Source organism: Candidatus Mycalebacterium sp., assembly GCF_977828045.1.
This window is the reverse complement of record NZ_CDWCUL010000012.1, coordinates 1-24,006: the sequence shown is the minus strand read 5'-3', so window position 1 is coordinate 24,006 and position 24,006 is coordinate 1. Positions and strand designations below refer to the sequence as shown.

Here is a 24,006-nt window from a genome sequence, read left to right as displayed (position 1 = left end):
GCTTTCGCGACATCTGATTATCTTATGGTGATTATTATCTTATGGAAAAGGTCTTACGGAAAAAATAAGGGCGCGGATTAGAATCTCACAGTTCCGCCAAGACTTACGGTTGATATTTCACTGGCAAAACCGCCCGACAGATTGAGATGGAAGAGGTCTTTCACGGCAACGGCCATTCCCAAAGATACGGCAAATTGCTCTTCAAGGTAACCCGTTCCGATTCCCATCGCCACCCATTTGCCCGGAGAAACAACGGTCGGCGTTGCACTGATGGCAATCGCCACTGCGCCAACTCTTGAAACTTTTTTGTCTGACAATCCTCCCGCTTCTCCCGACAATCCCCGCGCTCCAACCGCTCCTGCCGCTCCAGTCGCTCCCTGCGCTCCAGTCGTTCCAGTCGCTCCAGTCGTTCCCTGCGTTCCAGTCGCTCCCCGAAGTCCCGCGGCTCCCGCGGCTCCCGCGGCTCCCGCGGCTCCCGCGGCTCCCGGCGCTCCCGCGGCTCCCTGCGCTCCCCGTTGCCCGGCGCTCCCCGTGTCTCCCCGCGGACCCCGTTGTCCCAGAGGACCCCGGAGTCCCGGATCTCCCGTAAATCCCGGAGATCCCGGAAATCCCTGAGGTCCCGTGGGTCCCTGCGTTCCCCGCTCTCCTTCCGGACCCGGTTGTCCGGTACGCCCGTCAGGGCCCTCAAATCCCGGCGGACCAACGCACGCACCGGTACACGGAGTACCCGGAGTTTGAGCAAACGCCGGAACAGAGTGAAACGCCAGAGCGAGTGCGAAGACCGTGAAACTGAAAAATGCAGTTTTCAAAAATACATTCTTCCCTGTGTTAATTTTCCGTAGTAAGTTCAAAACTCTAAAATTACCCCCAAACGCCCCGCTTCCTTGCCGTCCACATAGCCGCCCGCCGCACTGAGATGGAGCATATCCCGCATTGAGTAAGCCACTCCCGCGCCCGCGGCAAGTTCGCCTTTATAGTAGCTTCCTCCGAGACCCACGGAAATTCTCCGCCCGGAAGAAACTGTAGTCGGCGCTGAACTGACCGCAGTCGCCAGTGCGTCGATTTTTGTGATGCTGTCGCTTTGGTCTATATTCACTCCGGCCGCTCCCTGCGCTCCCCGCGCTCCGGCCGTTCCCTGCAATCCCCGCGCTCCCTGCAATCCCCGCGCTCCGGTCGCTCCAGTCGTTCCCCGCGCTCCGGCCGCTCCAGTCGCTCCAGTCGCTCCGGCCGTTCCCGGCGTTCCCGGCGTTCCCGGCGTTCCCGGCGTTCCAGTCGCTCCCTGCGCTCCCTGCGCTCCCGGCAATCCATCTTCTCCCCGAAATCCCGTAGTTCCCTGATTTCCCACCGATCCCTGAGGTCCCTGAACTCCCCGAGTTCCCTGAGGTCCCTGAGCTCCCGGGAGTCCCGGCGGACCGACACTTCCCCTACCTCCACCTCTACCAAAACCTCCATCCGGTCCCACCGGTCCCTGGGGTCCCGGAAGATTATGAGCAAATGCCATACCGGTAACTCCCACAAATGCCGGAACAGGACAAAATGCCAGAGCGGACGCGCATATTAGAATGAAGATGTAATTTTTCATTAGGTCAGATAACTCTCTAAAACTCCAGAATTGCTCCGAAACGTGTTCTCGGCTTTTCATCCGCAAAGGAACTTGCCACATTGATATGCAACCTATCCTGCACCGCAATAGCCAATCCCGCGGCCGCGGCGCCTTCGCCTTCAAAATATTTTACTCCGAGACCCACGGAAACTCTCCGCCCGGAAGCGGCAACCGTGGGTATTGAACTAATCGCAGTAACCGCCGCGCCGGCTTTCATGAGATCACTGAGTTGCATTTCCGTCCTCTGTAGCGTACTCGGCTCTCCCTCCAGACCACGCGCTCCAGTCACTCCCTGCGCTCCATCCGCTCCCTGTGCTCCAACCGCTCCCCGTGCTCCAGCCGCTCCCTGTGCTCCAGCCGCTCCCTGTGCTCCAGTCGCTCCAGCCGCTCCAGCCGCTCCAGCCGCTCCAGCCGCTCCCGGCGTTCCATCCGCTCCCCGGTCTCCAACCTCTCCCTGCGCTCCAACCGCTCCCCGCGCTCCCCGCGCTCCCCGCGCTCCCTGCGCTCCCTGCGCTCCAATCTCTCCCTGCGCTCCATCCGCTCCCCGCGGGCCCACCTGCGTATTCGGCGGACCCTGACGGCCTTGCGGACCGTCCGGGCCTGTGGGTCCCGGTATCGCACTTTCCGGACCTCTGGGTCCTACGACATTGGGTTCTTCGGTGCCATGGGCAAACGCCACATCTGCGCCATTGCCAAACATTGAAACGGGGCAAAGCGCCAAAGCAAGCGCGCAGGTGAAATAGAAAATTCTGATTCTCATCTTGGGAAATACCTCATTCATTATGGAAATACCCCGCTCATTACCCTCACTATACATTGGGGGGGGGGGGGGTGGAAACTGAATTCTGTATGAATTTAGACAAAACAACTTTGCTCACTTGCTAAAAACCAATTCAAAATCTTTCCTTTTTTTATTTGTTATTGAGAAATTTGTCAAGTTCAAAGTTAAAAGTTTAGAAATTTTTTCGCGCTCCGAAGCCCCGCCCGCAAAGTCCCGATATAATAACCGCCGGAGACTTTGAAAATGGAAAACACTCCGCTTGCCGAGCGTATGCGGCCCAAATCCCTTGACGAAATTGCGGGGCAGAATCATCTGCTTGGACAGGACGGCGTTTTGCGCGGAATGGCGCGCGGAATGGACGGGCGCGGCGGCGCGCGCTCAATGATTTTATGGGGGCCTCCCGGAACCGGAAAAACCACTCTTGCGCGCGTTCTAACGGCGGAAAACGAAGCCGAATTTATCCATATGGACGCCGTTTTTTCAGGCGTGAAGGAAATAAGAGACGCGCTTTCCCGTGCGGCAAAAGTGAACGGCGGCGCGGTGCTTTTCATAGACGAAATACACAGATTCAACAAATCCCAGCAGGCGACCCTGCTCAAAAGCGTTGAGGAAGGCGAAATCGCGCTCATCGGCGCGACAACGGAAAACCCGTCTTTTGAGGTAATCTCGCCCCTGCTTTCGCGGTGCGCCGTTTACCGCCTTGAACCGCTCGGCGAAAACGATTTGTCGCTAATCATTAATCGCGCGCTTGAAAAAGACCCCGCGCTCAAAAGCGCGAAAATATCAGAAGATGCGCGAAACGATTTAATCGCGCTGTGCGGCGGAGACGCGCGGGCGCTTCTGAACGCGCTTGAAATCGCCGTTTCGCTTTCAAACGGCGAAGTGGACTCCGAAACCGTCAGAAATGTCTATCAGAAAGGGGTGCGTTATGACAAAGACGGCGACGAGCATTACAACACAATCTCGGCTTTCATAAAAAGCGTGCGAGCGAGCGACCCGGACTCGGCGCTTTACTATCTCGCACGAATGCTCCAAGCCGGCGAGGAGCCGCTTTTTATCGCGCGGCGGCTGATTGTGCTCGCGTCCGAAGACATAGGCAACGCCGAGCCATACGCGCTTACGCTCGCAACCGACTGCTTCACGGCGGTCAATTACATCGGAATGCCCGAAGCGCGGATTGTTCTCGCGCAAACGGCGGCGTATCTGGCAAGTTGCCCGCGAAGCAACGCGGCGTATTCAGGTTTGCGCTCAGCCGAAGCGGATGTGAAAAAACACCCCGACCTTGAAATCCCGATGCATATACGAAACGCGCCCACGCGCCTGATGAAAGGCATGGGCTACGGCAAGGGCTACAAATACCCGCATGATGAAAAAGACGCTTTTACGGAACAGGACAATCTGCCCGAAAAATTGAAAAACCGGATTTACTACAAACCGTCCGAACGCGGACGCGAAGCCGCGTTGAAAAAATATCTTGATGAGAAATGGAAAAAGAGAAAATGAGAAAATCACGCATCTCTCGAATGCGCCTGAGGAAAATTTCAAAAAAAGGTTTGCTTCGCACTAAAAATCGCATAGAATTGCGACAAAGTTTTTAATCAGCAGGAGTTTGATTTATGTTTAAAAAAGTTCTCTCATTTCTCGCCATTTTGTTTTTAGCGGCAAGTCCGGCAATTGCCCAGGACGCCGGATCCTCATTTTCAACCCAGTCTCCCGGCTTAAAGTTCGGCCTTTCTTCCGGCTACTACTACCAGTCGGCGGATATAACGGCGTTGCCCGGAGACTCAAGGATAGTTGTCGGGGCGAATGCCGCGTCAGAGAATCCAGGAAATGCAACTTCCATTCGCAATGTGGGAGGAGAGGTTACCGACCAGGGATGGCAGATTTCTGCGGAAGTGGGCTATTACCAACCGTATGATGAATCAATAACCATGGGGCTTTCTTTTGAGCCGGGCATTATGGTAAGCGCGAGCACAAGTATAAAACTCAATCAAACCGCAAAACAGGCAGTGGATTCACGCATTGCCACGCTTATTGAGACAGCAAACCTGAGTTCAGCGCAAATCGCCACTATTGCCGGTAGCACTGAAGTATTTCTGACTGCTCCCCCAGGCACCGCTCTTGGAAATGCAATTGCCCAAGCCTTCAATGCGGAGAGAGCACGTATTGGCACCAACGCCGTTGGAACTAATATTGTTGCTCTGGCCGGTGCGGGCGTAGCCGCGGGCGTAGCCACGAATATTGGCACGTTTGTTCACGACGACATGGAATCAGGCACCCAGACAAGCGCATCGGCATTTGTGAGAGCGCTTGTCAGACGATCCGAACTTACTACTATGGGCGCAGCCGCAAACAATTCTGATGAACTGCTGAATCTGGCTGGAAGGGTTGATACCGCAAAAGCAGGCGCTAATGTCGTAAACGACCTTTTTGGAGTGGATGCTACTCGCACCACTCGTCCGGCGGGAGTCGTATCTTTCGACAATCTTGACGACAGTCCGACACTTTTTCACTTGACGCTTCCGATTTACGCAACGGCGATTTTCCATTCCGAAGAATTGAACGCGTTTGTAGGCGTGGGAACGGGAATTATGTTCTACGACCTTGGAGACGAAGTGAACGGCGGAGCAGTCTGGCCCGTTCTCGGTAAACTGGGTGTTGCCATTCCGGTAACGGACAAAATAGAAGTCTCGCTTGACGGCAGGTTCCATTACGCCATTACCACTCCAAGCGATATTGACAGTCTTTGGAGTTTCGGCGTGGGCGCGGGAATTTCATACTTCTTTTAGGTCATACTTCTTTTAAGAGGGTTTCTTGAAAACGGGAGTTTTATTATGTTTAAAAAAGTTCTCTCATTTCTCGCCATTTTGTTTTTAGCGGCAAGTCCGGCAATTGCTCAGGACTCCGGATCCTCATTTTCAACCCAGTCTCCCGGCTTTAAGTTCGGCTTGTCTTCCGGCTACTACTACCAGTCGGCGGATATAACAGCGGGGTTGAGCGGAGACACAAATGTAATTGTCGGGGCGAATGCCGTGTCAGGAAATTTAGGGAATGTAGCTTCCATTAGCAGCCTGAATAATATAGGGGGGGGGGGAAGTTACCGACCAGGGATGGCAGATTTCCGCGGAAATGGGCTATTACCAACCGTATAATGAATCAATAACCGTTGGGCTTTCTTTTGAGCCGGGCATTATGTTAAGCGCGAGCACGAGTATAAAACTCAATCAAGCCCAAGCCCAAACCCAAACCGCAAAAGAGGTATTGGATGAACACATTGCCACGCTTATTGAGGCGGCAGACCTGAGCGGAGCGCAGGCCGCCAATGCCGCCCTGCAATCCGGAGTATTTCCGACTACCGGCACAGCCACCCCTATTGGAACTGCACTTGCCGAAACCCACAATGCGTTGCGAGATGGTCTTACCACTACCGCCTCAACGGATATTACTATCCTGGTCGGTAATAACGCCGGACGGAATGCGGGAACACAAATTTTAGTAGTTCTTCACGAAAACTCGGACGAAATAGCCACAAGAACACAGGCATTTGTGAGAGCGCTTGTCAGACGACCCGAACTTACAGGCGCATCCGAAGACACCTCTGATGAACTGCTGAATCTGGCCGCAAGGTATGATGTCGCAAAATCAGACGCTAATATCATCTCCGACCTTTTTGGAGGCGATGAGGGTGCTATTGCCACTACTCCGCAGGGAGTCGTATCTTTCGGCAACAGTGACAACGATGACAGTCCGACACTTTTCCACCTGACGCTTCCGATTTACGCAACGGCGATTTTCCATTCCGAAAAATTGAACGCGTTTGCAGGCGTGGGAACGGGAATTATGTTCTACGACCTTGGAGACGAAGTGAACGGCGGAGCGGCCTGGCCCGTTCTCGGCAAACTGGGTGTTGCCATTCCGGTAACGGACAAAATAGAAGTCTCGCTTGACGGCAGGTTTCATTACGCCATCACCACTCCAAGCGATATTGACAGTATTTGGAGCTTCGGCGTGGGCGCGGGAATTTCATACTTCTTTTAATCTTATTCGCGCATTGCGGGTAAGAACTCTTTTTTTATCTGTAAGTGTGTTCCCGCAAATGTTTCTTGTCGGTAACGACCTTTAACGCTTCGCCGCAGTTGTCGCAGGTAAAAGTTACTTTGACGGGCGCGTGGCTTATGCCGAGTGTTACAAGAAACCACCCGAGCGCGGAGTAAGACGATTTGGGAGACACAAGCGGCGAGCCGATTTTGTTTCCGCATTTACAGGTTGCCATATCAAAACGCCTCGCACAGGGCGCGAAACTGCGCGCTATCAAGACGCCAGCCGGAGCCGCCGCAGTTTTCAACCGTTCGCTCAACGCTGTCTGATTTCGGAATAACAACCACGCAGTCCCAACACAAACACCAGTTCAGCGCAACCTGCGCTTCGGTTTTGCCCGTGTCCCGCGCGATTTCACTCAAAAGCCCGTATTTACCGCCGCACAAACGCCCGCTGTCAAGCGGCGTGTAGGCAATAAGCGTAACGCCGTTTCGTTCGCAAAACGGCAGTAAATCGTCCTCAATCTGTCTGTCATTCAAACTGTAACGGACTTGATTTGAAACCACTTTGGCGTTCGGCATATAACTCTGCGCCTCCTCAAACTCGGCGACCGAAAAATTGCTTACCCCCATATAACGCACAAGCCCGTTGTCCAGAAGTTTGTTCATCGCCCGCATTGTTTCTTTTATTGGAAAAGCCGGATTGGACCAGTGGATTTGATAAAGGTCAATCACATCCACGCCGAGTTTTTCCAAACTCGCATCCGCCGCCCTGAGAACATCGTCATAGCCGAGATTGCGCCCCGAAACCTTTGTCGCCATAAAAACATCGCCACCCGCGCGCCGCGCCGCCTTTCCCGAAACCTTTTCCGTGCCGTATCCTTCGGCGGTGTCTATGAAGCGCGCGCCGAGTTTGATTCCGGCTTCAAGCGGAGCGGTGTCCGCCGTGTAGTTCCATGTTCCGAGACCGATTTCCGGAATTTGCCCGCCCGTGCCGCCAAGTTTTTTGAGTTCAATTTTCATTTGGGTGGAAAACTTACTTTTTCCCGTTTGTGAACAGAAAAACAAACGCCGCCGCAACGCCGCCCGCAAGGCTCGCCACCGTGTAGAGACCAAGCATGTGGAAGTCCGCCGCGCCTCTGACAAAAAGCCCCGCCGCAACCGCCGGATTAAAAACCGCGCCCGAAACGGGACCCACCGCTATCGCGCCGCTCAAAATCACAAACCCTATCGCGAGCCCGTAAAAAGAGTTCCCCGCCGTGCCGCTCGCGGTGGCAACATTGAGGATTACAAAACAGAGCGCGAAAGTGAAAACCGTTTCCGCAATCAGAAGAGACTGTGTGTCAAAAACGGGAGGGTTTTGAGCGGGCGCGAAAATGCTTGAAAGCAGTCCGGCGCAACCGGCGGCGGCAATTTGGGCAAGCACATAGGGAACAACCTCGCGCGCGGACGCGCTTCCGCGTAGAAACATTGAAACCGTTACGGCGGGATTGTAATGAGCGCCCGATATGTGCCCGCCCGCGAATATCATCGCCATCAAAACGCCCGCAACGGCAAACGGGGCAAAATCTCCCGATGAAATTCCTATCGTGAAAACAAGAAAGAAAGCGCCGATAAATTCAACGGTAAGTTTTTTCGTTAGGCTGTGCATTGAAATTCTCCTTTTTGGTGAGTGCGATGCTGAGTTTTATTATCCATTTGAGAGGTTTGTTATTCAAGGTTCGCGCTGTTTTGACAATACAAGGCGCGGTGGCTACACTCAAAACAAATGGCGATGAAAAAAATCATAACGATTCAGCCCGACTCACAGGGAGACGAAAAGTCCCCCGATTCAAAGGTTCAGTTCAAAAAATTTGAGAAAAAAGACGCGTCTTCCGCGCCTCTTACCGAAGAGGCGGTTTTTGAAGCGCTCGGACAGGTTAACGACCCCGAACTTCCGGTGAGCATTGTTGACCTCGGACTGATTTACGATGTGCAGATTTCGGGTAGCGATGTGGGATTGAAAATGACCCTCACGACTCCGGGCTGTTCAATGGGCGGAATGATATCCGGACAGGCGGAAGAGGCGTTGAAAGCCATTGGCGCGAGAAATGTTCTTGTGCAAGTGGTTTGGGAGCCGCCGTGGAATCCGGACATGATGTCGCCCGCGGCAAAGCAAAAACTCGGCGTGGAGTAATTTTTTTACCGATATGAGCCTTACACCCGAAACCGTTTCAAGACGGTTAAAAATGGTTAAATATCCCGGCTTTACGCGCGATATTGTTTCATTCGGAATTGTTAAAGATATAAGCGTGGATGAAAAGTCCGCGGTGAAAATCTCACTTGTTCTGCCCAAACCCGACCCCGAAGTACAGAAACGCATAGAGGACGATGTCAGAACCACGGTTCTTGAAACCCCCGGCGTGGAAGGGGTTTCAATAGAAACGCAGACGCGAGCCGCCCCCTCCGGCGCTCAAACCACGGGCGCGGCGGCACAGCCGGCGGCGGCGCAGTCAAAACTGCCGAACATCAAGCACTATGTGGCGGTGGCGAGCGGAAAAGGCGGCGTGGGCAAATCCACGGTCGCGGTTAATCTCGCGGTCGCCATTGGCAAGAAAAGACGGAATGTGGGGCTTATGGACGCGGACATCTGGGGACCGAGCGCGCCGATGATGACCGGAACTCAGGGCGAAAGACCGATTGCCACACCGGAAAAAAAGATTCTCCCCATAGAAAAATACGGGCTGAAAATGGTTTCAATCGGATATTTGATTAAGGAGGAGGAAACCGTTATCTGGCGCGGACCGATGGTTCACGGCGCGGTGAAGCAATTTGTTGAAGACGTTGAGTGGGGAAACACCGATTATCTCGTCATAGACCTGCCTCCGGGAACGGGAGACGCCCAACTTTCAATCGCGCAAACCGCGCCTTTGAGCGGCGGCGTCATAGTTACGACCCCTCAGGAGGTTGCCCTTATAGATGTGCGGCGCGGAATACTGATGTTTGAAAAACTGAACATTCCGGTCATCGGAATTGTTGAAAATATGAGTTATCTGAATATGCCGGGCGGCGAAAAAATGGACATTTTCGGGCGCGGCGGCGGAAAGCTGATGGCGGACAAGTTCAAAGTTCCGTTTCTCGGCGAGATTCCGATTGATCCGGAAATCAGAAAAGGCGGAGACAGCGGAGTGCCGATTGTGGAATCAACCCCCGATTGCATCGCTTCGCTTGCGTTTATGCGGCTCGCCGATGAAGTTTTGAACCATGTTGAAAAATAAAAACACTGAACTGCGGAGGTTTTTATGAGCAAAGAAGAGAAAGAAAAAAAAGGCGCGGAAAACCCCGAAAACGCGAAAAAAGCGGAAACGGAAAAACCGCAAACGGGCGAATTAAAAATGGATTTTTCCAATTTTATTCTTTCGCTGAACGCTTCGGCGGTTATGCATCTGGGCGACATTCCAGACCCAAGCACAAAGGAGCGCAACGTCAATCTGCCCGCCGCGCAGCACACGGTGGAAATCCTTGAAATCCTTCAGGACAAAACCAAAGGCAACCTCAGCGATGAAGAGCAGAAACTGGTGGACGATGCGCTTTACAGTTTGAGATTGCGCTATGTTCAGGCAACAACACCGAAAGAGGAAAACAAGAACGATTAAAACCGTTTATGTATAATTTCCGAACAACCGCGAAGGAAACCCTATAAAAGGAAAACTCACCAATGAAAGACACCGAAAAATCCGACATTCAAAGCATCAAAAACCGCGTTGAATCCATAAGAGGTTTTCTTTGACCTGCCTGAAAAACGGAAACGGGTTGAAGAAATAGACGAAATCGCAAACGGCGCGGATTTCTGGGACGACCGCGAAAAAGCGCAAAATTTTCTGTCCGAGCGCTCCGCGCTTAAACAAACACTTGACGACTGGGACGAATGGGACGCCGCGCTTAAAGACGCCGAGGCGCTCATAGAGTTGTGCGCCGAAGAATCGGACGGCGAACTGGAAGCGGAACTTTCATCGGTTCTCACCCTGCTCACGGAAAAAGCGGAGCGGTTTGAGTTCCGGCGAATGCTCGGCGGCGTGGACGATTCCAAGGGCGCGATTGTTGAAATCAATTCGGGCGCGGGCGGAACCGAAGCGCAGGACTGGGCGGATATGCTTTACAGAATGTATCTGCGTTATTGCGACAGAAACGGCTTTTCGGTTAGCGTTCTGGGTTGCCAGGACGGCGATGAGGCGGGCATAAAAAGCGCAACAATGATAGTTTCGGGCGACCACCCCTACGGCTATCTCAAGGGGGAAAGCGGAGTGCACCGGCTTGTGAGAATATCGCCATTTGACGCGAACAAAAGGCGGCACACTTCTTTCGCATCCGTTTTTATCTCTCCCGAAATAGACGATTCGGTGGATGTCATCATAGACGAAAAGGATTTGCGCGTGGACACTTTCAGAGCCGGCGGCGCAGGCGGACAGCATGTGAACAAAACGGATTCCGCCGTGCGCATAACGCACACCCCGACCGGCACGGTTGTGAGTTGCCAGAATGAAAGATCTCAACACCAGAACAAGGAGTCCGCGATGAAGGTTCTCAAAGCGCGCCTGTATAAGATTGAAAGAGAAAAGAAAATGGAAAAATTGAGCAAACTCTCCTCGTCAAAAAAGGAAATCGGCTGGGGAAGTCAGATAAGATCGTATGTTATGCACCCATACAGAATGGTGAAAGACCACAGAACGGATTTTGAGAGCAGCAATGTGGACGCGGTGCTTGACGGCAAATTGGAGGATTTTGTGAGAAACTACCTAACTTCGGCGGATACGCCCTAAGAGACGGCGAAAAAAATAAAATGGCGAAAAAAGTGAAAAAAATCGGCATTGTGGGAATGCGCAAAAACAAAGACGTCAGAAATATGGCCGCCAAACTCTGCTCAGTATTCAAAAGATCCGGAATTAAGCACATAGTTGAAACCGAACTCGGAAAAGCGTCCGGCATTTCTTCGGGGCTTGCCGAAGCGGAGAAAATTCCGTCTCTCGCAGATATGGTTTTTTCTCTTGGTGGAGACGGCACTTTCCTGAGCGCGGCACGCCTACTCAGTGGAAGCAACACGCCGATGCTCGGCATAAACCTCGGCGGGCTGGGTTTTCTCGCCGAATGCAAGGTTGATGAAGTGGGAAAGATGATTAAAAAAATCGCATCCGGCGATTACAATGTTGAGCGGCGAAGCATGTTCGCCGTGCGCGTTGAGGAAAAAGGGGCAAAAATTTTCTCCGGCGAGGCGCTCAATGAAATTGTCGTAAACGGCGGCAAAGCAACAAAAATCATAGACCTTGAACTGCACATAGACGGCTCGCACATAACAACCTTCAAGGCGGACGGAATGATTTGCTCAACCCCCACCGGCTCAACCGGCTATTCGCTGTCGGCGGGAGGTCCCGTTGTGCATCCGACCCTTCCGCTCGCCGTGATAACGCCCATATGCCCGCACACGCTCGCAAACCGCCCGCTTGTGGTTTCAAACAAAACCGAAATCCGCTTCCGCTGTCCGCCGAACGCGCGGGCTCGCGAACTGAACGCGACCCTTGACGGACAGATTGATTTTCCGGTCGGACCCGCAATGGAGGTTGTCGTAACAAAATCCAAATCGTCAATAAACCTTGTAAAATCGCCTTTTATGGACTACTTCACTATTCTGAAAACAAAACTGATGTGGGCGACTCGGCACAAGGAACAATAGTTTTCAGCCGAGAACGGCTCCGGCGGGAAGTTTCGCTCCGATGAGAAAATCCGCGCCTGACATCTTTTTCCTGCCCTCAATCTGAACCTCGCGAATTTCAAGCGCGCCCGCGCCCGCGGCAACCACAAATCTTTTACGCGAATTCAAAACCTCGCCCGGCTTTCCCGTGCCTTCGGCAAAATCCGCTCTGATGATTTTCAGCGTTTTTCCTCCGAGTTTCGTGAACGCTCCGGGCCACGGCGCGGTTCCGCGTATGAGATTGCGTATCGTTTCGGGGGATTGCTTCCAGTCTATTTTTCCGTCATCTTTGGCGAGCATCGGCGCGTAGGTCGCTTTTGAATTGTCTTGAGGCGCGGGAGAGACCGAACCGTCTTCAATGCCCGCAAGGGTTTTGAGCAAAAGTTCCGCCCCTTCGGCGCTCAGGCGGCGCGCGAGGATTTCTGAGTCCTCATCGTCTTTTATCGCGATCTCCCTTTGAAGTAAAATGTCGCCCGAATCAAGTTTTTCGTTCACGAGCATGGTCGTAACGCCGGTTTTTTTCTCTCCCGCCATAATGGCGCGGTTGATGGGCGCGGCGCCCCTGTAAGCGGGGAGCAGAGAGGCGTGCAGATTGATGAACCCGCGCGGAGAGAGAGAGAGAATGTGAGACGGAATTATTTTTCCGTAAGCCACAACACAGACCGCTTCGGGCGTGTAATTTTTAAAATCCGCCGTGATTTCATCAAGATTTTCCGGCTGAAGAACCGGAATTGAAAGTTCGCGCGCGACCTTTTTCACATCGGGCGGCAACACCCTTTTGCCTCGTCCGGCGGCGCTGTCCGGCATGCAAATCGCCATCATAATTTCATGCTCGCGCGCGAGAGCGGCGAGAGACACCGAAGCAAATTCAGGGGTTCCCATAAAAAACAGATTCATACAAATTCCCCGCCGCGCCGTTTTAACTTTCCACTTTTCTGAGCCCCAACTCCGCCATTTGCTCCGAATCTATCTCGGACGGAGCGCCCGTGAGCGGGCACGCGCCCCTCTGGGTTTTCGGAAACGCGGTAACCTCCCGTATGGTTCCGCGCCCGGCAATCATCATCACAATCCTGTCAAGCCCGAGGGCAACCCCGCCGTGCGGAGGCGCTCCGAATTCAAGCGCTTTGAGGAAAAACCCGAACTGATCTTCGGCTTTTTTTCCGTCAATCCCTATCGTTCTCAAAACCGCTTCCTGCATGTCCCGATTGTGAATCCTTATGCTGCCGCCGCCCATCTCCACACCGTTGAGCACAATGTCATACGCTCTTGAAAGCGCCTCGGCCGGAGCGGTTTCAATCTTGTCCACGCTGTCCTGCGCGGGAGCGGTGAAGGGATGGTGAACCGCTTTTAGCGCCCCTCCCTCGTTTTGAAACATGGGAAAGTTTTCAACCCAAACAAATTCGTGCCTGTCTTCCCTTATGAGCCCAAGCCGCCGCGCAACTGAACCCCGAACGCCTGCGAGAACGGTGTTAACGGTTACGGGGTCGCCCGCACCGAAAAATATGAGCACGCGTTTTGAATCCGCAAGCCCGGTTTTTTCCAGGAGCGCGGTTTTTTCATCTTCGGAAAGAAACTTCGCTATGGGAGACTGCCACTCCCCGTCCGTGATTCTTATCCACGCAAGCCCGCCCGCACCCATCGCAATCGCCTCTTCGGTTAATTCGTCTATGTCTTTTCGTGAAAGCCCGGCATCATCTCCCGAGAGCGCGAGCGCTTTCAAAATCCCGCCTTTTGACAGCGCGGACGAGAAAATCTTGAACTCCGTGCCTTGAAAAACATCGGACACTTCGCACAGTTCAAGACCGAATCTTGTGTCCGGGCGGTCTGTTCCGTAAAGAGCGAGCGCGCGAGCATAATCAATCCGCTTGAAAGGCGGCTCCACTTTTATTCCGGCAACCGCGAAACACTCTTTTATGAGCCCCTCCACAATCCCGATAACTTCGTTCTCGTCAACAAAAGCCATCTCAATGTCTATCTGCGAAAACTCCGGCTGCCTGTCGGCCCTCAAATCTTCATCGCGGAAACAGCGCGCTATCTGATAGTAGCGGTCAAAACCCGAAGCCATCAAAATCTGTTTGAGAAGCTGCGGGGACTGCGGCAGGGCGTAGAACCCGCCGTCTGTCTGGCGACACGGGACAACAAAGTCTCTCGCGCCCTCAGGCGTGGCTTTTGTCAGCATGGGAGTTTCTATTTCGGCAAATCCTGCGGACTCAAGATACGAGCGCGCCGAGGAAACAACACGGTGGCGCAGAAGAATTGCGTCCCGCATCACGGGGCGGCGAAGGTCAAGAAACCGGTATTTCATTCTTATCGGCTCATCCGCGTTTATGTCGTCCTCAATGGGAAACGGCAGTTCGGGGCAGGTGTTAAGAGTTTGTGCTTGCGAAGCGACAATCTCAATCTCTCCGGTTGGCATTGACTCGTTAATCATCTCTGCGTCCCTTTTGACAACCTTCCCTCTGACGGCGACAACCCATTCGCTTCTGAAAGCGTCCGCGGTTGAGTGAGGGCTTCCGCGTGAGGGGTCAAAAACCACCTGAACAATGCCATTGTGGTCGCGTATGTCTATGAAAATAACCCCGCCGTGGTCGCGGCTTGACTGAACCCAGCCCATAACCGTAATCTCGCGCCCCTCATCGGACGCGCGCAAATCCCCGCAACTGTCTGTTCTTTTCCAATCAGTCATTGTGATTAGTCATTGTGAATAATCGCCTCTTACGGCTTTTTGCTTTTTTTCTCCAAGCCCGAAATGCCGATGCGGTTTTCAATCTCCCTGTCTATGTCGGCGGGGCTGAGTCCGCGCTCGGCAAGCATAATGAGGCAGTGAAACCACAAGTCCGCCATTTCAGAAACAATCTCATCCGGATCTTCGTTTTTGGCGGCAATAACTGTTTCGCCGGCTTCTTCCGTTATTTTCCGCGCGATTCTGTCCGTTCCGCCCTCAAAAAGAGCGCTCGTGTAAGAGCCCTTTTTAGGGTTGGCTTTTCTGTCTTTTACAGTTTGAAAAACCTTGTCCATCGCCGCCATCGCGCCCCTTCCAGACTCCGGAGAGCCAAAAGCGGGAGAAAACGCCCTTTCCCCGTCCGCGCCGGTGTGAAAACAGGTCTGCTCTCCGGTGTGGCACGAGGGGCCCTGCGGCTCAACAAGAACAAGAACGCAGTCGCGGTCGCAATCAACAAAAATTTCGCGAACCTTCTGCCAGTTGCCGGAATCTTCGCCCTTTTTCCACAATTTTCCGCGTGAACGGCTCCAGAAATGAGTCTGCCCGGTCTGCTCGGTTTTGAGCAACGCTTCCTCGTTCGCCCAGGCCATCATAAGCACTTTTCCGTTTTCGCAGTCCTGAATTATTACGGGCACAAGCCCGTCCTTTCCGAATTTTATTTTCCCGGTATCCATCGCCGCCTTTCCAATAACCTGATTTGTGCTATATTACACGCACAAACGGCGGATTGAAATTGAAACCGCCCTCCGGAGGCAAAAATGGCAAGAGTTACCATAGAAGACTGCATGAAAATCGTGGAAAACAGATTCACTCTGTCTGTTGTCGCAATGGAAAGAGCCAAGCAGATTGTGATGAAAAAGGTTGAGGCCATTGAAAAGGAAAAGAAACTCATGGCAGCCGAGACCGACTCATCATCATCGCCCGATGAGGAAATTCCGTCTCCCGAAGTCGTTGAAAGAAATCTGGACAAGAGTTCGCGTGTTCAGGACGAGCACAAACCTGTCATCAGCGCTCTCAGAGAGATAGCGGACGGGAAAATTAAGTTTTCCAGCCCCAACGACGGAAAAAGCTGAAACTTCAGGAACTAACCGACAATGAGCGCCGCGCTCAAAATAGGAGTTGATGTCGGAGGCACATTCACCGACCTGGTTCTGTTTGACGGCGATGAAGCGCAAATTCATAAAGTTCCCTCCACTCCCCTCTCTCCGGTGCTCGCCGTAATCGCGGGCGTTGAGTATTTTTCAAAAAAACGCCGCGGCCCCGTTGAAATCATTCACGGAACAACGGTGGCGACAAACGCGCTTCTTGAAAGAAAAGGCGCAAAAACCGTTTTAATCACAACTCGGGGGTTTGAAGATGTAATTGAAATAGGAAGGCAAAACCGCGAAAAACTTTACGACCTTTTCTGGGAAAAAAGCGAGGGGCTCGCGCCGCGCCAAATGAGGATAGGCGCGAAAGAGAGAATTGACTCGGGCGGCGAGGTGCTTGTCGCGCTTTCAGAAAAAGAGGCGGAAAAACTCGCCGCCGCCGCGCGCAAAACCGGAGCACAAACCGCCGCGGTCTGTTTCCTTCACTCATACATAAACCCCGCGCACGAGGAAGCGGTGGGGGAAAAACTGAAAAAACTCGGCATACCCGTCTCGCTTTCATCAAAGGTGTCGCCTGAATTCCGGGAGTTTGAAAGGGCTTCCACAACGGTCGCCAACGCCTACCTGATTCCCAAAGTGGCAGACTACATAAAGGCGCTGTCATCATCGGCTGTCGTGAGCAAGGTTTCCGTAGTTCAGTCAAGCGGCGGTATTACATCGCCCGGAAAAGTCGCGGAGGAGCCCGTAAGAATCGCAACATCGGGTCCCGCGGCCGGAGTTGTGGGCGCTTTCAAAATCTCCGAACTCATGGGCGCGAAAAAAATCATAACTCTTGATATGGGAGGCACTTCAACAGATGTCTCGCTTTGCGACGGCGCCGTGGCATTCGCGTCTCAGAACAACGTGGGCGGAATCCCTCTGCGCGTTCCCTGTGTGGACATTTCAACCATCGGCGCGGGCGGCGGTTCCATAGCGCGCATAGATTCGGGAGGGATTTTGAAAACCGGTCCCCAAAGCGCCGGAGCCGACCCCGGACCCGCCTGCTACGGCAAGGGAAAACTCCCGACCGTTACGGACGCCAACCTCACGCTTGGCAGGATTGAACCCGCGCGTTTTCTCGGCGGAAGAAAAAAGATTTTTCCGAAAAAAGCGCGCGAGGCGATTGAGACTCTGGAGATGGAGTCAAAGAGCGCCCGCCAAAAAGCGGAGTCGGTTATCAAGGTTGTCAATTCATCGATGGAGCGCCTCATACGGGTCATTTCGGCGGACAGAGGGGTTGACCCCAGAGAGTTCGCGCTGTTCGGATTTGGCGGCGCGGCGGGGATTCACTGTTGCGAACTCGCGGTCGCGGTCGGAATGAAAAAGGTTGTTTTTCCCGTCCATCCCGCCGCGCTTTCCGCTCTGGGAATGCTTCTTTCAGATGTTTTCAAAGACTATGTAAAGAGCTGTTTCGCGGTCGCGCCCGCGCAGATAAGCGTTGTTTCGGACGCGCTCGCGAAACTTGAAGAAAGCGCTCGCGCAGAGGAAAAAAACATCCACGGCATTAAGCGCTTTGTTGACGCAAGATACGAAGGGCAGTCTCATGAAATCACGGTCTCTTTTTCGCGGCGATTTGTTTCAGACTTTCATCGTGAGCATTTCAAGAGGTTTGGATATGTAATGCGGGGCAAGCCGGTTGAAACAACGGCGGTGAGAGTCCGCCTTTGCGGCGAAAAAAGCGGCGTCCGTCTGCCGGAAATCCCGCGCGGGAAAAAACCGGTTGCGCACGAAAAAAAGATATGGCTCGGCGGCGCGCCAAAAAAATTCAAACTGTATAATCGCGCGGAAATGGGCGCGGGCTTCAAATTCAAGGGGCCCGCGCTGGTTCTGGAAGACAGTTCCGTTGTGATGATAACGCCGGAGTTCACTTGCGAAATTGACAAATGGGGAAACATAATCGCGGTTGTGAAATAAAATGTTTGACGAACTTTTCATAAAAACTTTTGAGAAAAATCTGGCGCGGCGTCCCTTGCGCAAACTCAGTCTTGCGAACGGCATGGCGCGCGCGGCGGTTATGGCGATTGTCAGGCGCGCAACCGGCGGCGCGGAGGTCTGCTTCATAAAAAGATCCCGGCGTCCACTTGACAGATTTTCAGGGCATATCGCTTTTCCGGGCGGAGCCAGAGAGAAGAATGACCCGGACATTCTTGCGACCGCAATAAGGGAAACGCGCGAAGAAACCGGCATGGACATTGAGAATTACGGGAAAATTCTCGGGCGTCTTGATGACGAAACCCCGCGCCCGCTCGGCGATGCGGACAAAAACCGGAGGGAGTATCTGGTGAGCGTTTTCGTGTGCGCTCTCTTTTCAGACCTTGAGGTTCCGGACCCTGAGACGTGGATAAGCGACGATGAGGTTGAGGAAATTTTCTGGATACCCGTGAGCGAGTTGCGGCGCGGTGAAAACCCCGAAAAACCGGAGTTTTTTCACCGCAAGCGAAGAATATGGGGAATGACGGGAAGAATTGTTGACAAACTGTTGGAATGCATACCGCCGCAAGCGTGATGAGCCATTTGGAAAGGACTTGTTATGCGTATAGAATTTTGGAGAGCGGAAGAAAACACCGGAGGTATTATGAGAGGAGTAAATAAGGCAACCATAATCGGAAATGTAGGAAGCGATCCCGAAATGAAATACACCGGTTCCGGACAGGCGGTCGCGAATTTTTCGGTCGCCACAAACGAATCATGGACTACGAAAGAAGGGGAAAAACAGGAGAGAACCGAATGGCATAAAATTGTCGCGTGGGGACGGCTCGCGGAGATTTGCGGACAATATCTCTCCAAAGGCAAACCCGTTTACATCGAGGGTTCAATACAGACAAGAAAATGGGAAGACAAGGAAGGAAATACCCGTTACACAACTGAAATACGCGCCAGAGATATGCAGTTTCTTGACTCAAAAGGAGACAGCGCCGCGAGCGCGGGCGGCGAGAGCGCGAGCGGCGAGCAATTGCAACCCGAAAGCAGCGCCCCTCTTGAAATACCCGAAAACAACATGGATGACGACATTCCGTTTTAGCATTACCTGACCGGACCTGAAACTGTGCCTTTGTATGCCGTAATTCTCTGCGCGGGAAAAAGCTCCAGAATGGGAGGCAAACGCCAGAAGGCGCTTCTTCCGGTTCTGGGAACACCTATTATCCGGCATATCGCTCTCGCAACGGACACCGTCAAGCCGAAAAAAACTTTCGCCGTAGTCGGGTTTGACTCAGACTCGGTGGTCCAATACCTGTCAAATAACGGAGCCGGAAACTTTGAGTTCGCACGCCAACACGGACAGCGCGGCACGGGACATGCGCTGTCAAGCGCGATGAAAGAGATTTCCGCGCGGCACGGCGAGGTTGTTGTTGTAAACGGCGACATACCCGGCGTTACCGGAGCGCTTATCAAAAAACTTGTCGCGAACCGCAAAAAAAGCGGCGCGGCTCTGTCGTTTGTAACCGCGATTGCAGACAATCCCAGTGGATACGGGCGCGTGGTTCGCTCAAAAAACAACGGGGAACCGGAAAGAATAGTGGAGCATCGGGATGCGTCCCGTGAGGAAAGACGGATACATGAGATAAACGCGGGCGTTTACTGTTTCAAAATTCCGTTCCTGCGCCGTGCGGTCGCGTTGTTGAACAAAAAAAACGTTAAAGGCGAATACTACATAACCGACCTTGTTGAAATCGCCCTGCGGACGGGCGAAAAAACGGGAACGGTTAAAACGGCGGATTTTGGTGAAATCACCGGCGTGAACACGCCTTCGGAACTCGCCGCCGCTCAAAAATATATGAGAGAAAGAACAAACGCCCGCCTCATGCGCGCGGGAGTCATAATAACCGACCCGTCAACCGCGTATATCTGCCCCGAAACAAAAATCGGAAAAGGCGCACTCATACAGCCGTGCTGTTTTATCAACCGCAGTGTCATCGGGGCGGACTGCGTAATAGAACCCTGTTCGCAAATCACAAACAGCAAACTCGGCGCGGATTGTAGAGTGGAGTTCTCCTCAATTCTTGACGGATGCGACATGCGCGCGGGCTCAACTGTGGGTCCGTTTGCGAGAATTCGCCCTGAAACAGTTCTGATGGAGGGCGCGCGGGCGGGTTCTTTTGTTGAAATTAAAAAATCATCGGTCGGCAAAAACTCAAAAATCCCTCACCTTTCATATGTGGGAGATTCCGAGATCGGCGCACGCGTGAATGTGGGAGCGGGAACAATCACCTGCAACTACGACGGCAACAAAAAACACCGCACAACAATCAGCGATGAAGTATTTATCGGTAGCAACACGATGTTTGTCGCACCCGTGAAAGTGGGCAAAGGCGCAACGACCGCGGCGGGCTCGGTCATAACAAAAGACGTTTCCCCGCACTCGCTCGCGATTAGCAGAAGCAAACAGAAGGAAGTTCCCGGGTGGCGCAAGCCCGGCGGCAAGGCGGCGAAAGACTGATGTGCGGAATAGTGGGCTATGTGGGTTTTGCCGAACGAACCTGCGATGTTCTGTGCGGCGGGCTTGAAAAACTTGACACCCGCGGCTACGACTCCGCCGGCATCTGCATTATCGGGGAAAACGGCGCGTCAGTTTTCAAAACTCCGGGCAAAATCAACCGGCTTGTGGAGAAAATCGGCTCAAACCCTCCCAAAGGAAAAGTTGGAATAGGACACACGCGCTGGGCAACTCAGGGCGACCCCGAAAGCCGCGAAAATGCTCATCCGCACACCGCAGGCGTGGTAAGCGTGGTTCACAACGGCGTTGTTGAAAACTGGAAACCTCTGCGCGAGCGTCTTGAATCCTCGGGAAGGGTTTTCCGGTCCGACACCGACACCGAAGTCATCGCACACCTTATTGACGAGTTTCACGGCGCGGGAGACACCCTGCTTGAAGCGGTGAAGAAAACCTTTGCCGAAATAACCGGCTACTCGGCAATTGCGGCAGTTTCGGAAAAAGAGCCGGACACCATCGTAGCCGCCAAACGGTTTTCGCCCATTGTGCTTGGAGATGCGGGAGATGAAAAGTTTGTTTCTTCCGATGCGCCGGCTCTGGCACAGTGGTGCGGCGAGGTTACGGTGCTCGGAGAGGGCGAATTTGCCGTCATAAAACCCGGCGGCATCACAATAACGGATTCGGACGGTAACACGGTAAAACGCGCCTCTAAAAAAATTGACGGCGACGGTTACGCCATTGACTCGGATAAAAACGGCTTCCCTCACTATATGCTCAAAGAGATTTACGAGCAGCCGCGCGCGGTCGCGGACACACTCAGGGGCAGAATTCACACCGGCGGCGAGCCGGTTTTTGACGACTTGAACCCCGAACTTGTCCGCTCCGTTGAAAGGGTCGTTTTTGTGGGTTGCGGCACATCTCATTACGCGTCCATAGCGGGGCGCTATCTGATTGAATCCCTCGCACAGATACCGACTGACTCGGAAATCGCCTCGGAGTTCTATTACCGCCGCACCGGTGTGGGCCCCGAAACTCTTGTGATAGCCGTGTCGCAATCGGGCGAAACGGCGGACACCCTGCTTGCTTTGTCCAAAGCAACGGAAAGAGGGGCTAAAACGGTTGCCGTAACAAACAACCCGTTCGGAAAAATGGTTGACGAGTGGCAGAATGTCATTTTGACCAAAGCCGGAAGGGAGGTTTCGGTCGCATCAACAAAAACATTCACCACTCAGGTCGCGGCTTTGGCGGCGCTCGCGATGTTTATCGGCAGAGTGCGTGGAACACTCCCGCGAGACCGCGCGGTGGAAATTGAAAAAGAGTTGCGCTCAATCTCGGCGCTTCAGTCCGAATGCCTCGCTCTTGATGATGAAATCGCCAAAATCGCGGTGGAGTTTGCGGAGTACTCAAACTTTCTTTTCCTGGGGCGGGGGCTCGGCTATCCGGTCGCGCTTGAGGGCGCTTTGAAGTTGAAGGAAACCTCCTACATTCACGCCGAGGGCGCGGCGGCGGGAGAGATGAAGCACGGGCCCATTGCGCTTATTGACAGGAAAACACCCGTGGTTTTCGTGTTTCCATCCCGCGAGGAGCCGTCTTTTGAGAGGCTCCTTTCCAATATGGCGGAAGTGAAGGCGCGGCGCGGCAGAGTGATAGCGGTTATGCCGGATTGCGAAGCGCCGAATCTGGACGAAGAAGACAGAATAATACGCGTGCCCGAATGCGGGCTGATTGCGAACCCGCTTGTTTCCGTCATTCCACTACAACTTTTCGCCTATCATGTGGCGCGCTCGCTCGGCAAGGATGTTGACCAGCCGCGAAATCTCGCCAAAGTGGTAACTGTTGAATGAAAGTGATGGTGGTCGGCGCAGGAGGCAGGGAAGACGCGCTGTGCTGGAAAATCGCGCGCAGCCCGCTGGTTTCGGAAATTGTCTGCACTCCGGGAAACGCGGGAATGGCAAAACGCGCCCGGTGCGCGGCCGTTTCGGTGTCGGACATTGAAGCTACGGTCGCGCTCGCGCTTGAAGAGAAACCGGGTCTCGTGGTCATAGGTCCGGAAGTTCCTCTGTCGCTCGGGCTTACCGATGCGCTTGAAGCGAAAAAAATCAGGGTTTTCGGCCCCTCAAAAGCGGCGGCGGAAATTGAAGGAAGCAAGGTTTTCTCAAAACAGTTTATGCAAAGACACTCCATTCAAACCGCTAATTTTGATGTTTTTGAAAACATTGATGACGCGACGCGCGCGCTTGGAAAAACGGATTTCCCGGTTGTCATAAAAGCGGACGGACTCGCGGCGGGAAAAGGGGTTTTTGTATGCTCCAAACGGGAGGACGCTGAAAACGCGCTACGCTCAATCATGAGCGACAAACTGTTCGGGGAGTCCGGAAACCGCATCGTGATGGAACAGTTTCTGCCCGGCGCGGAGCTTTCATTTTTTGCCATATCGGACGGGCAAACCGTTATTCCGCTTGAGCCGTCCCAGGATCACAAACGGCTTTTTGACGGCGACGGCGGACCTAACACCGGCGGCATGGGCGCTTATACTCCCGCACCAATCGCGACCGACGAAATCAGGGAAAAAATAATGAACAAAGTTATAAAACCCGCCGTTGAGGGAATGGCGGAGGAAAACAGGCACTACAAAGGTGTTTTGTATGCGGGGCTTATGATAGATGGCGCGGACATAAAAACGCTTGAATTCAACTGCCGCTTCGGAGACCCTGAAACCCAGCCGCTTATGATGAGAATGAAGTCTGACATCGTGCCGCTTCTTACCGCGGCGGCGGACGGAACGCTGGCGAGCCAAAATCCGCCCGAATGGAAAAAAAGCGCGGCGGTGTGCGTGGTAATGGCTTCAAACGGCTACCCCGGAGAATACGAAAAAGGCGCGGAATTGAAAGGGATTCCGAATGACACGGAGGAGTCGGTGGTTTTTCACGCCGGAACGGCGGAAAAAGACGGCAAAACAGTTACCGGCGGCGGAAGAGTTTTGGGAGTTACGGCACTTGGAGATACAATAAAAGATGCGACAGCGCGCGCTTATGAGACGGTGAAACGGATTGACGGGGAAACCGGTTCCGGCGTGCTTGTTTATAGAAAAGACATCGGGAGCCGCGCTACCCGGAGCTAATGCGCAGGGAGATTTGAAAAATGGCTGATATTTTCTACTTTTCAGTTGAGGACAAAGAGGCGTCCGAAGACAAACGGATGTTTCAAATTCCTTTCAAAGACTGTGTTCAGATTTTTGACTTGAGGCCGCGGCAGAAAGAGTGCGGGCTTGAAGAGTTCCCCAACCTGCTCACGGGAAACCCGCTTGTTGATGCAAGCGGCTACGTCCATGTGCTGATGAGAATTTCCGCCGAAGAGATAGAGAAAAACAAAGAGGGCAGTTACGAACCGGGCTGGTATAAGATGAATATGACGGTGATAGAGATTCAATCCGTCATCGCCGGGGCGCAAAAGCAGAGAGACACGAAACGCCCGCCGCGCTCTAAACCCCCTGAAAAATAGAGTTTTCAAGGGGGTCAAGTCTTGACCTTTTGAATTTAAAAATCTTATAATCGCACCGGTATGGCAAGACCGCTCAGA

Annotated in this window: 28 protein-coding genes; 17 read left to right on the top strand and 11 right to left on the bottom strand. The window is 53.3% G+C overall.

Annotation, left to right across the window (positions count from 1 at the left end; translation table 11 throughout):
- Window positions 1-77 precede the first annotated feature (77 nt).
- From ACY430_RS04045 to ACY430_RS04025, 5 genes are all read right to left on the bottom strand, one after another.
- Window positions 78-317: a YadA-like family protein gene (locus ACY430_RS04045; RefSeq protein WP_462137616.1), complete on the bottom strand. Its 240-nt coding sequence runs from the start codon at window positions 315-317 to the stop codon at window positions 78-80.
- A gap of 530 nt (window positions 318-847) precedes the next feature.
- Window positions 848-1,096, bottom strand: a complete 249-nt coding sequence (locus ACY430_RS04040; RefSeq protein ID WP_462137615.1) for a YadA-like family protein — start codon at window positions 1,094-1,096, stop codon at window positions 848-850.
- A complete protein-coding gene (locus ACY430_RS04035) occupies window positions 1,093-1,494 on the bottom strand; it encodes a hypothetical protein (protein WP_462137614.1) in 402 nt (133 codons plus the stop codon). Before ACY430_RS04035 ends, ACY430_RS04040 begins: the two co-directional genes overlap by 4 nt.
- Before the next feature lie 104 nt (window positions 1,495-1,598).
- A complete protein-coding gene (locus ACY430_RS04030) occupies window positions 1,599-1,838 on the bottom strand; it encodes a YadA-like family protein (protein WP_462137613.1) in 240 nt (79 codons plus the stop codon).
- Window positions 1,839-1,888: 50 nt separating this feature from the next.
- Window positions 1,889-2,140 (bottom strand): hypothetical protein, encoded by a 252-nt coding sequence (locus ACY430_RS04025; RefSeq protein ID WP_462137612.1) that lies wholly within the window; start codon window positions 2,138-2,140, stop codon window positions 1,889-1,891.
- A 487-nt stretch (window positions 2,141-2,627) separates the two neighbouring features.
- Between ACY430_RS04025 and ACY430_RS04020 the strand changes: the two genes are divergently transcribed.
- The 4 genes from ACY430_RS04020 to ACY430_RS04005 all read left to right on the top strand — a co-directional run bounded on the left by ACY430_RS04020 (window position 2,628) and on the right by ACY430_RS04005 (window position 6,422).
- Window positions 2,628-3,887, top strand: coding sequence for a replication-associated recombination protein A (locus ACY430_RS04020; RefSeq protein ID WP_462137611.1), 1,260 nt, complete (start codon window positions 2,628-2,630; stop codon window positions 3,885-3,887).
- 113 nt (window positions 3,888-4,000) lie between these two features.
- Window positions 4,001-5,173 carry a hypothetical protein gene (locus ACY430_RS04015; RefSeq protein WP_462137610.1) on the top strand — a complete coding sequence of 391 codons (1,173 nt, stop codon included), beginning with the start codon at window positions 4,001-4,003 and terminating at the stop codon, window positions 5,171-5,173.
- Window positions 5,174-5,218: 45 nt separating this feature from the next.
- The gene (locus tag ACY430_RS04010; RefSeq protein WP_462137609.1) at window positions 5,219-5,536 is read left to right on the top strand and encodes a hypothetical protein; all 318 of its coding nucleotides are present in this window, start codon (window positions 5,219-5,221) and stop codon (window positions 5,534-5,536) included.
- Window positions 5,514-6,422 (top strand): hypothetical protein, encoded by a 909-nt coding sequence (locus ACY430_RS04005; protein ID WP_462137608.1) that lies wholly within the window; start codon window positions 5,514-5,516, stop codon window positions 6,420-6,422. The genes ACY430_RS04010 and ACY430_RS04005 overlap by 23 nt, the downstream gene beginning before the upstream one ends.
- 34 nt (window positions 6,423-6,456) lie before the next feature.
- Here ACY430_RS04005 and ACY430_RS04000 read toward each other — a convergent pair whose 3' ends face one another.
- The 3 genes from ACY430_RS04000 to ACY430_RS03990 are packed head-to-tail and all read right to left on the bottom strand — an operon-like array spanning window position 6,457 to window position 8,072.
- Window positions 6,457-6,657, bottom strand: coding sequence for a hypothetical protein (locus tag ACY430_RS04000; RefSeq protein ID WP_462137607.1), 201 nt, complete (start codon window positions 6,655-6,657; stop codon window positions 6,457-6,459).
- A 1-nt stretch (window position 6,658) separates the two neighbouring features.
- The gene (locus tag ACY430_RS03995) at window positions 6,659-7,444 is read right to left on the bottom strand and encodes an aldo/keto reductase (protein ID WP_462137606.1); all 786 of its coding nucleotides are present in this window, start codon (window positions 7,442-7,444) and stop codon (window positions 6,659-6,661) included.
- 13 nt (window positions 7,445-7,457) lie between these two features.
- Window positions 7,458-8,072, bottom strand: a complete 615-nt coding sequence (locus tag ACY430_RS03990) for an aquaporin (RefSeq protein WP_462137605.1) — start codon at window positions 8,070-8,072, stop codon at window positions 7,458-7,460.
- A 117-nt stretch (window positions 8,073-8,189) separates the two neighbouring features.
- On the opposite strand from ACY430_RS03990, the gene ACY430_RS03985 reads away from it, so the two are divergent.
- The 5 genes from ACY430_RS03985 to ACY430_RS03965 all read left to right on the top strand — a co-directional run bounded on the left by ACY430_RS03985 (window position 8,190) and on the right by ACY430_RS03965 (window position 12,128).
- Window positions 8,190-8,597 carry a metal-sulfur cluster assembly factor gene (locus tag ACY430_RS03985; protein WP_462137604.1) on the top strand — a complete coding sequence of 136 codons (408 nt, stop codon included), beginning with the start codon at window positions 8,190-8,192 and terminating at the stop codon, window positions 8,595-8,597.
- A gap of 13 nt (window positions 8,598-8,610) precedes the next feature.
- Window positions 8,611-9,678, top strand: coding sequence for an Mrp/NBP35 family ATP-binding protein (locus ACY430_RS03980; protein ID WP_462137603.1), 1,068 nt, complete (start codon window positions 8,611-8,613; stop codon window positions 9,676-9,678).
- A 24-nt stretch (window positions 9,679-9,702) separates the two neighbouring features.
- Window positions 9,703-10,056 (top strand): DUF1844 domain-containing protein, encoded by a 354-nt coding sequence (locus tag ACY430_RS03975; protein WP_462137602.1) that lies wholly within the window; start codon window positions 9,703-9,705, stop codon window positions 10,054-10,056.
- Window positions 10,057-10,118: 62 nt separating this feature from the next.
- A protein-coding gene (gene prfB / locus ACY430_RS03970; RefSeq protein WP_462137601.1) for a peptide chain release factor 2 occupies window positions 10,119-11,220 on the top strand; the annotation gives its coding sequence in 2 pieces (ribosomal slippage) (window positions 10,119-10,187 and window positions 10,189-11,220; 1,101 coding nt in all).
- A 20-nt stretch (window positions 11,221-11,240) separates the two neighbouring features.
- On the top strand, window positions 11,241-12,128 hold the full coding sequence (locus ACY430_RS03965; RefSeq protein WP_462137600.1) for an NAD(+)/NADH kinase: 888 nt from the start codon (window positions 11,241-11,243) through the stop codon (window positions 12,126-12,128).
- A 3-nt stretch (window positions 12,129-12,131) separates the two neighbouring features.
- Here ACY430_RS03965 and fmt read toward each other — a convergent pair whose 3' ends face one another.
- Genes fmt through hisIE form a run of 3 tightly spaced genes read right to left on the bottom strand, consistent with a single transcriptional unit; the run spans window position 12,132 to window position 15,542 of the window.
- On the bottom strand, window positions 12,132-13,043 hold the full coding sequence (gene fmt, locus ACY430_RS03960; protein WP_462137599.1) for a methionyl-tRNA formyltransferase: 912 nt from the start codon (window positions 13,041-13,043) through the stop codon (window positions 12,132-12,134).
- 22 nt (window positions 13,044-13,065) lie between these two features.
- A complete protein-coding gene (gene aspS / locus ACY430_RS03955) occupies window positions 13,066-14,832 on the bottom strand; it encodes an aspartate--tRNA ligase (RefSeq protein ID WP_462137598.1) in 1,767 nt (588 codons plus the stop codon).
- Window positions 14,833-14,861: 29 nt separating this feature from the next.
- Window positions 14,862-15,542, bottom strand: coding sequence for a bifunctional phosphoribosyl-AMP cyclohydrolase/phosphoribosyl-ATP diphosphatase HisIE (gene hisIE, locus ACY430_RS03950; protein ID WP_462137597.1), 681 nt, complete (start codon window positions 15,540-15,542; stop codon window positions 14,862-14,864).
- Window positions 15,543-15,626: 84 nt separating this feature from the next.
- On the opposite strand from hisIE, the gene rpoZ reads away from it, so the two are divergent.
- The 8 genes from rpoZ to ACY430_RS03910 all read left to right on the top strand — a co-directional run bounded on the left by rpoZ (window position 15,627) and on the right by ACY430_RS03910 (window position 23,928).
- Window positions 15,627-15,941 carry a DNA-directed RNA polymerase subunit omega gene (rpoZ, locus tag ACY430_RS03945; RefSeq protein WP_462137596.1) on the top strand — a complete coding sequence of 105 codons (315 nt, stop codon included), beginning with the start codon at window positions 15,627-15,629 and terminating at the stop codon, window positions 15,939-15,941.
- 21 nt (window positions 15,942-15,962) lie between these two features.
- Entirely contained in the window at window positions 15,963-17,909 is a 1,947-nt protein-coding gene (locus ACY430_RS03940) for a hydantoinase/oxoprolinase family protein (protein WP_462137595.1), read from the top strand.
- 1 nt (window position 17,910) lies between these two features.
- Entirely contained in the window at window positions 17,911-18,501 is a 591-nt protein-coding gene (locus ACY430_RS03935) for an NUDIX hydrolase (protein WP_462137594.1), read from the top strand.
- A gap of 69 nt (window positions 18,502-18,570) precedes the next feature.
- Window positions 18,571-19,017 (top strand): single-stranded DNA-binding protein, encoded by a 447-nt coding sequence (locus ACY430_RS03930; protein ID WP_462137593.1) that lies wholly within the window; start codon window positions 18,571-18,573, stop codon window positions 19,015-19,017.
- A 24-nt stretch (window positions 19,018-19,041) separates the two neighbouring features.
- A complete protein-coding gene (glmU, locus tag ACY430_RS03925; RefSeq protein ID WP_462137592.1) occupies window positions 19,042-20,433 on the top strand; it encodes a bifunctional UDP-N-acetylglucosamine diphosphorylase/glucosamine-1-phosphate N-acetyltransferase GlmU in 1,392 nt (463 codons plus the stop codon).
- Window positions 20,397-22,271 carry a glutamine--fructose-6-phosphate transaminase (isomerizing) gene (gene glmS, locus ACY430_RS03920; protein WP_462137591.1) on the top strand — a complete coding sequence of 625 codons (1,875 nt, stop codon included), beginning with the start codon at window positions 20,397-20,399 and terminating at the stop codon, window positions 22,269-22,271. The genes glmU and glmS overlap by 37 nt, the downstream gene beginning before the upstream one ends.
- Window positions 22,268-23,548, top strand: coding sequence for a phosphoribosylamine--glycine ligase (gene purD / locus ACY430_RS03915; protein WP_462137590.1), 1,281 nt, complete (start codon window positions 22,268-22,270; stop codon window positions 23,546-23,548). Before glmS ends, purD begins: the two co-directional genes overlap by 4 nt.
- A gap of 20 nt (window positions 23,549-23,568) precedes the next feature.
- Entirely contained in the window at window positions 23,569-23,928 is a 360-nt protein-coding gene (locus tag ACY430_RS03910) for a hypothetical protein (protein ID WP_462137589.1), read from the top strand.
- The last annotated feature ends 78 nt before the right edge of the window (window positions 23,929-24,006 follow it).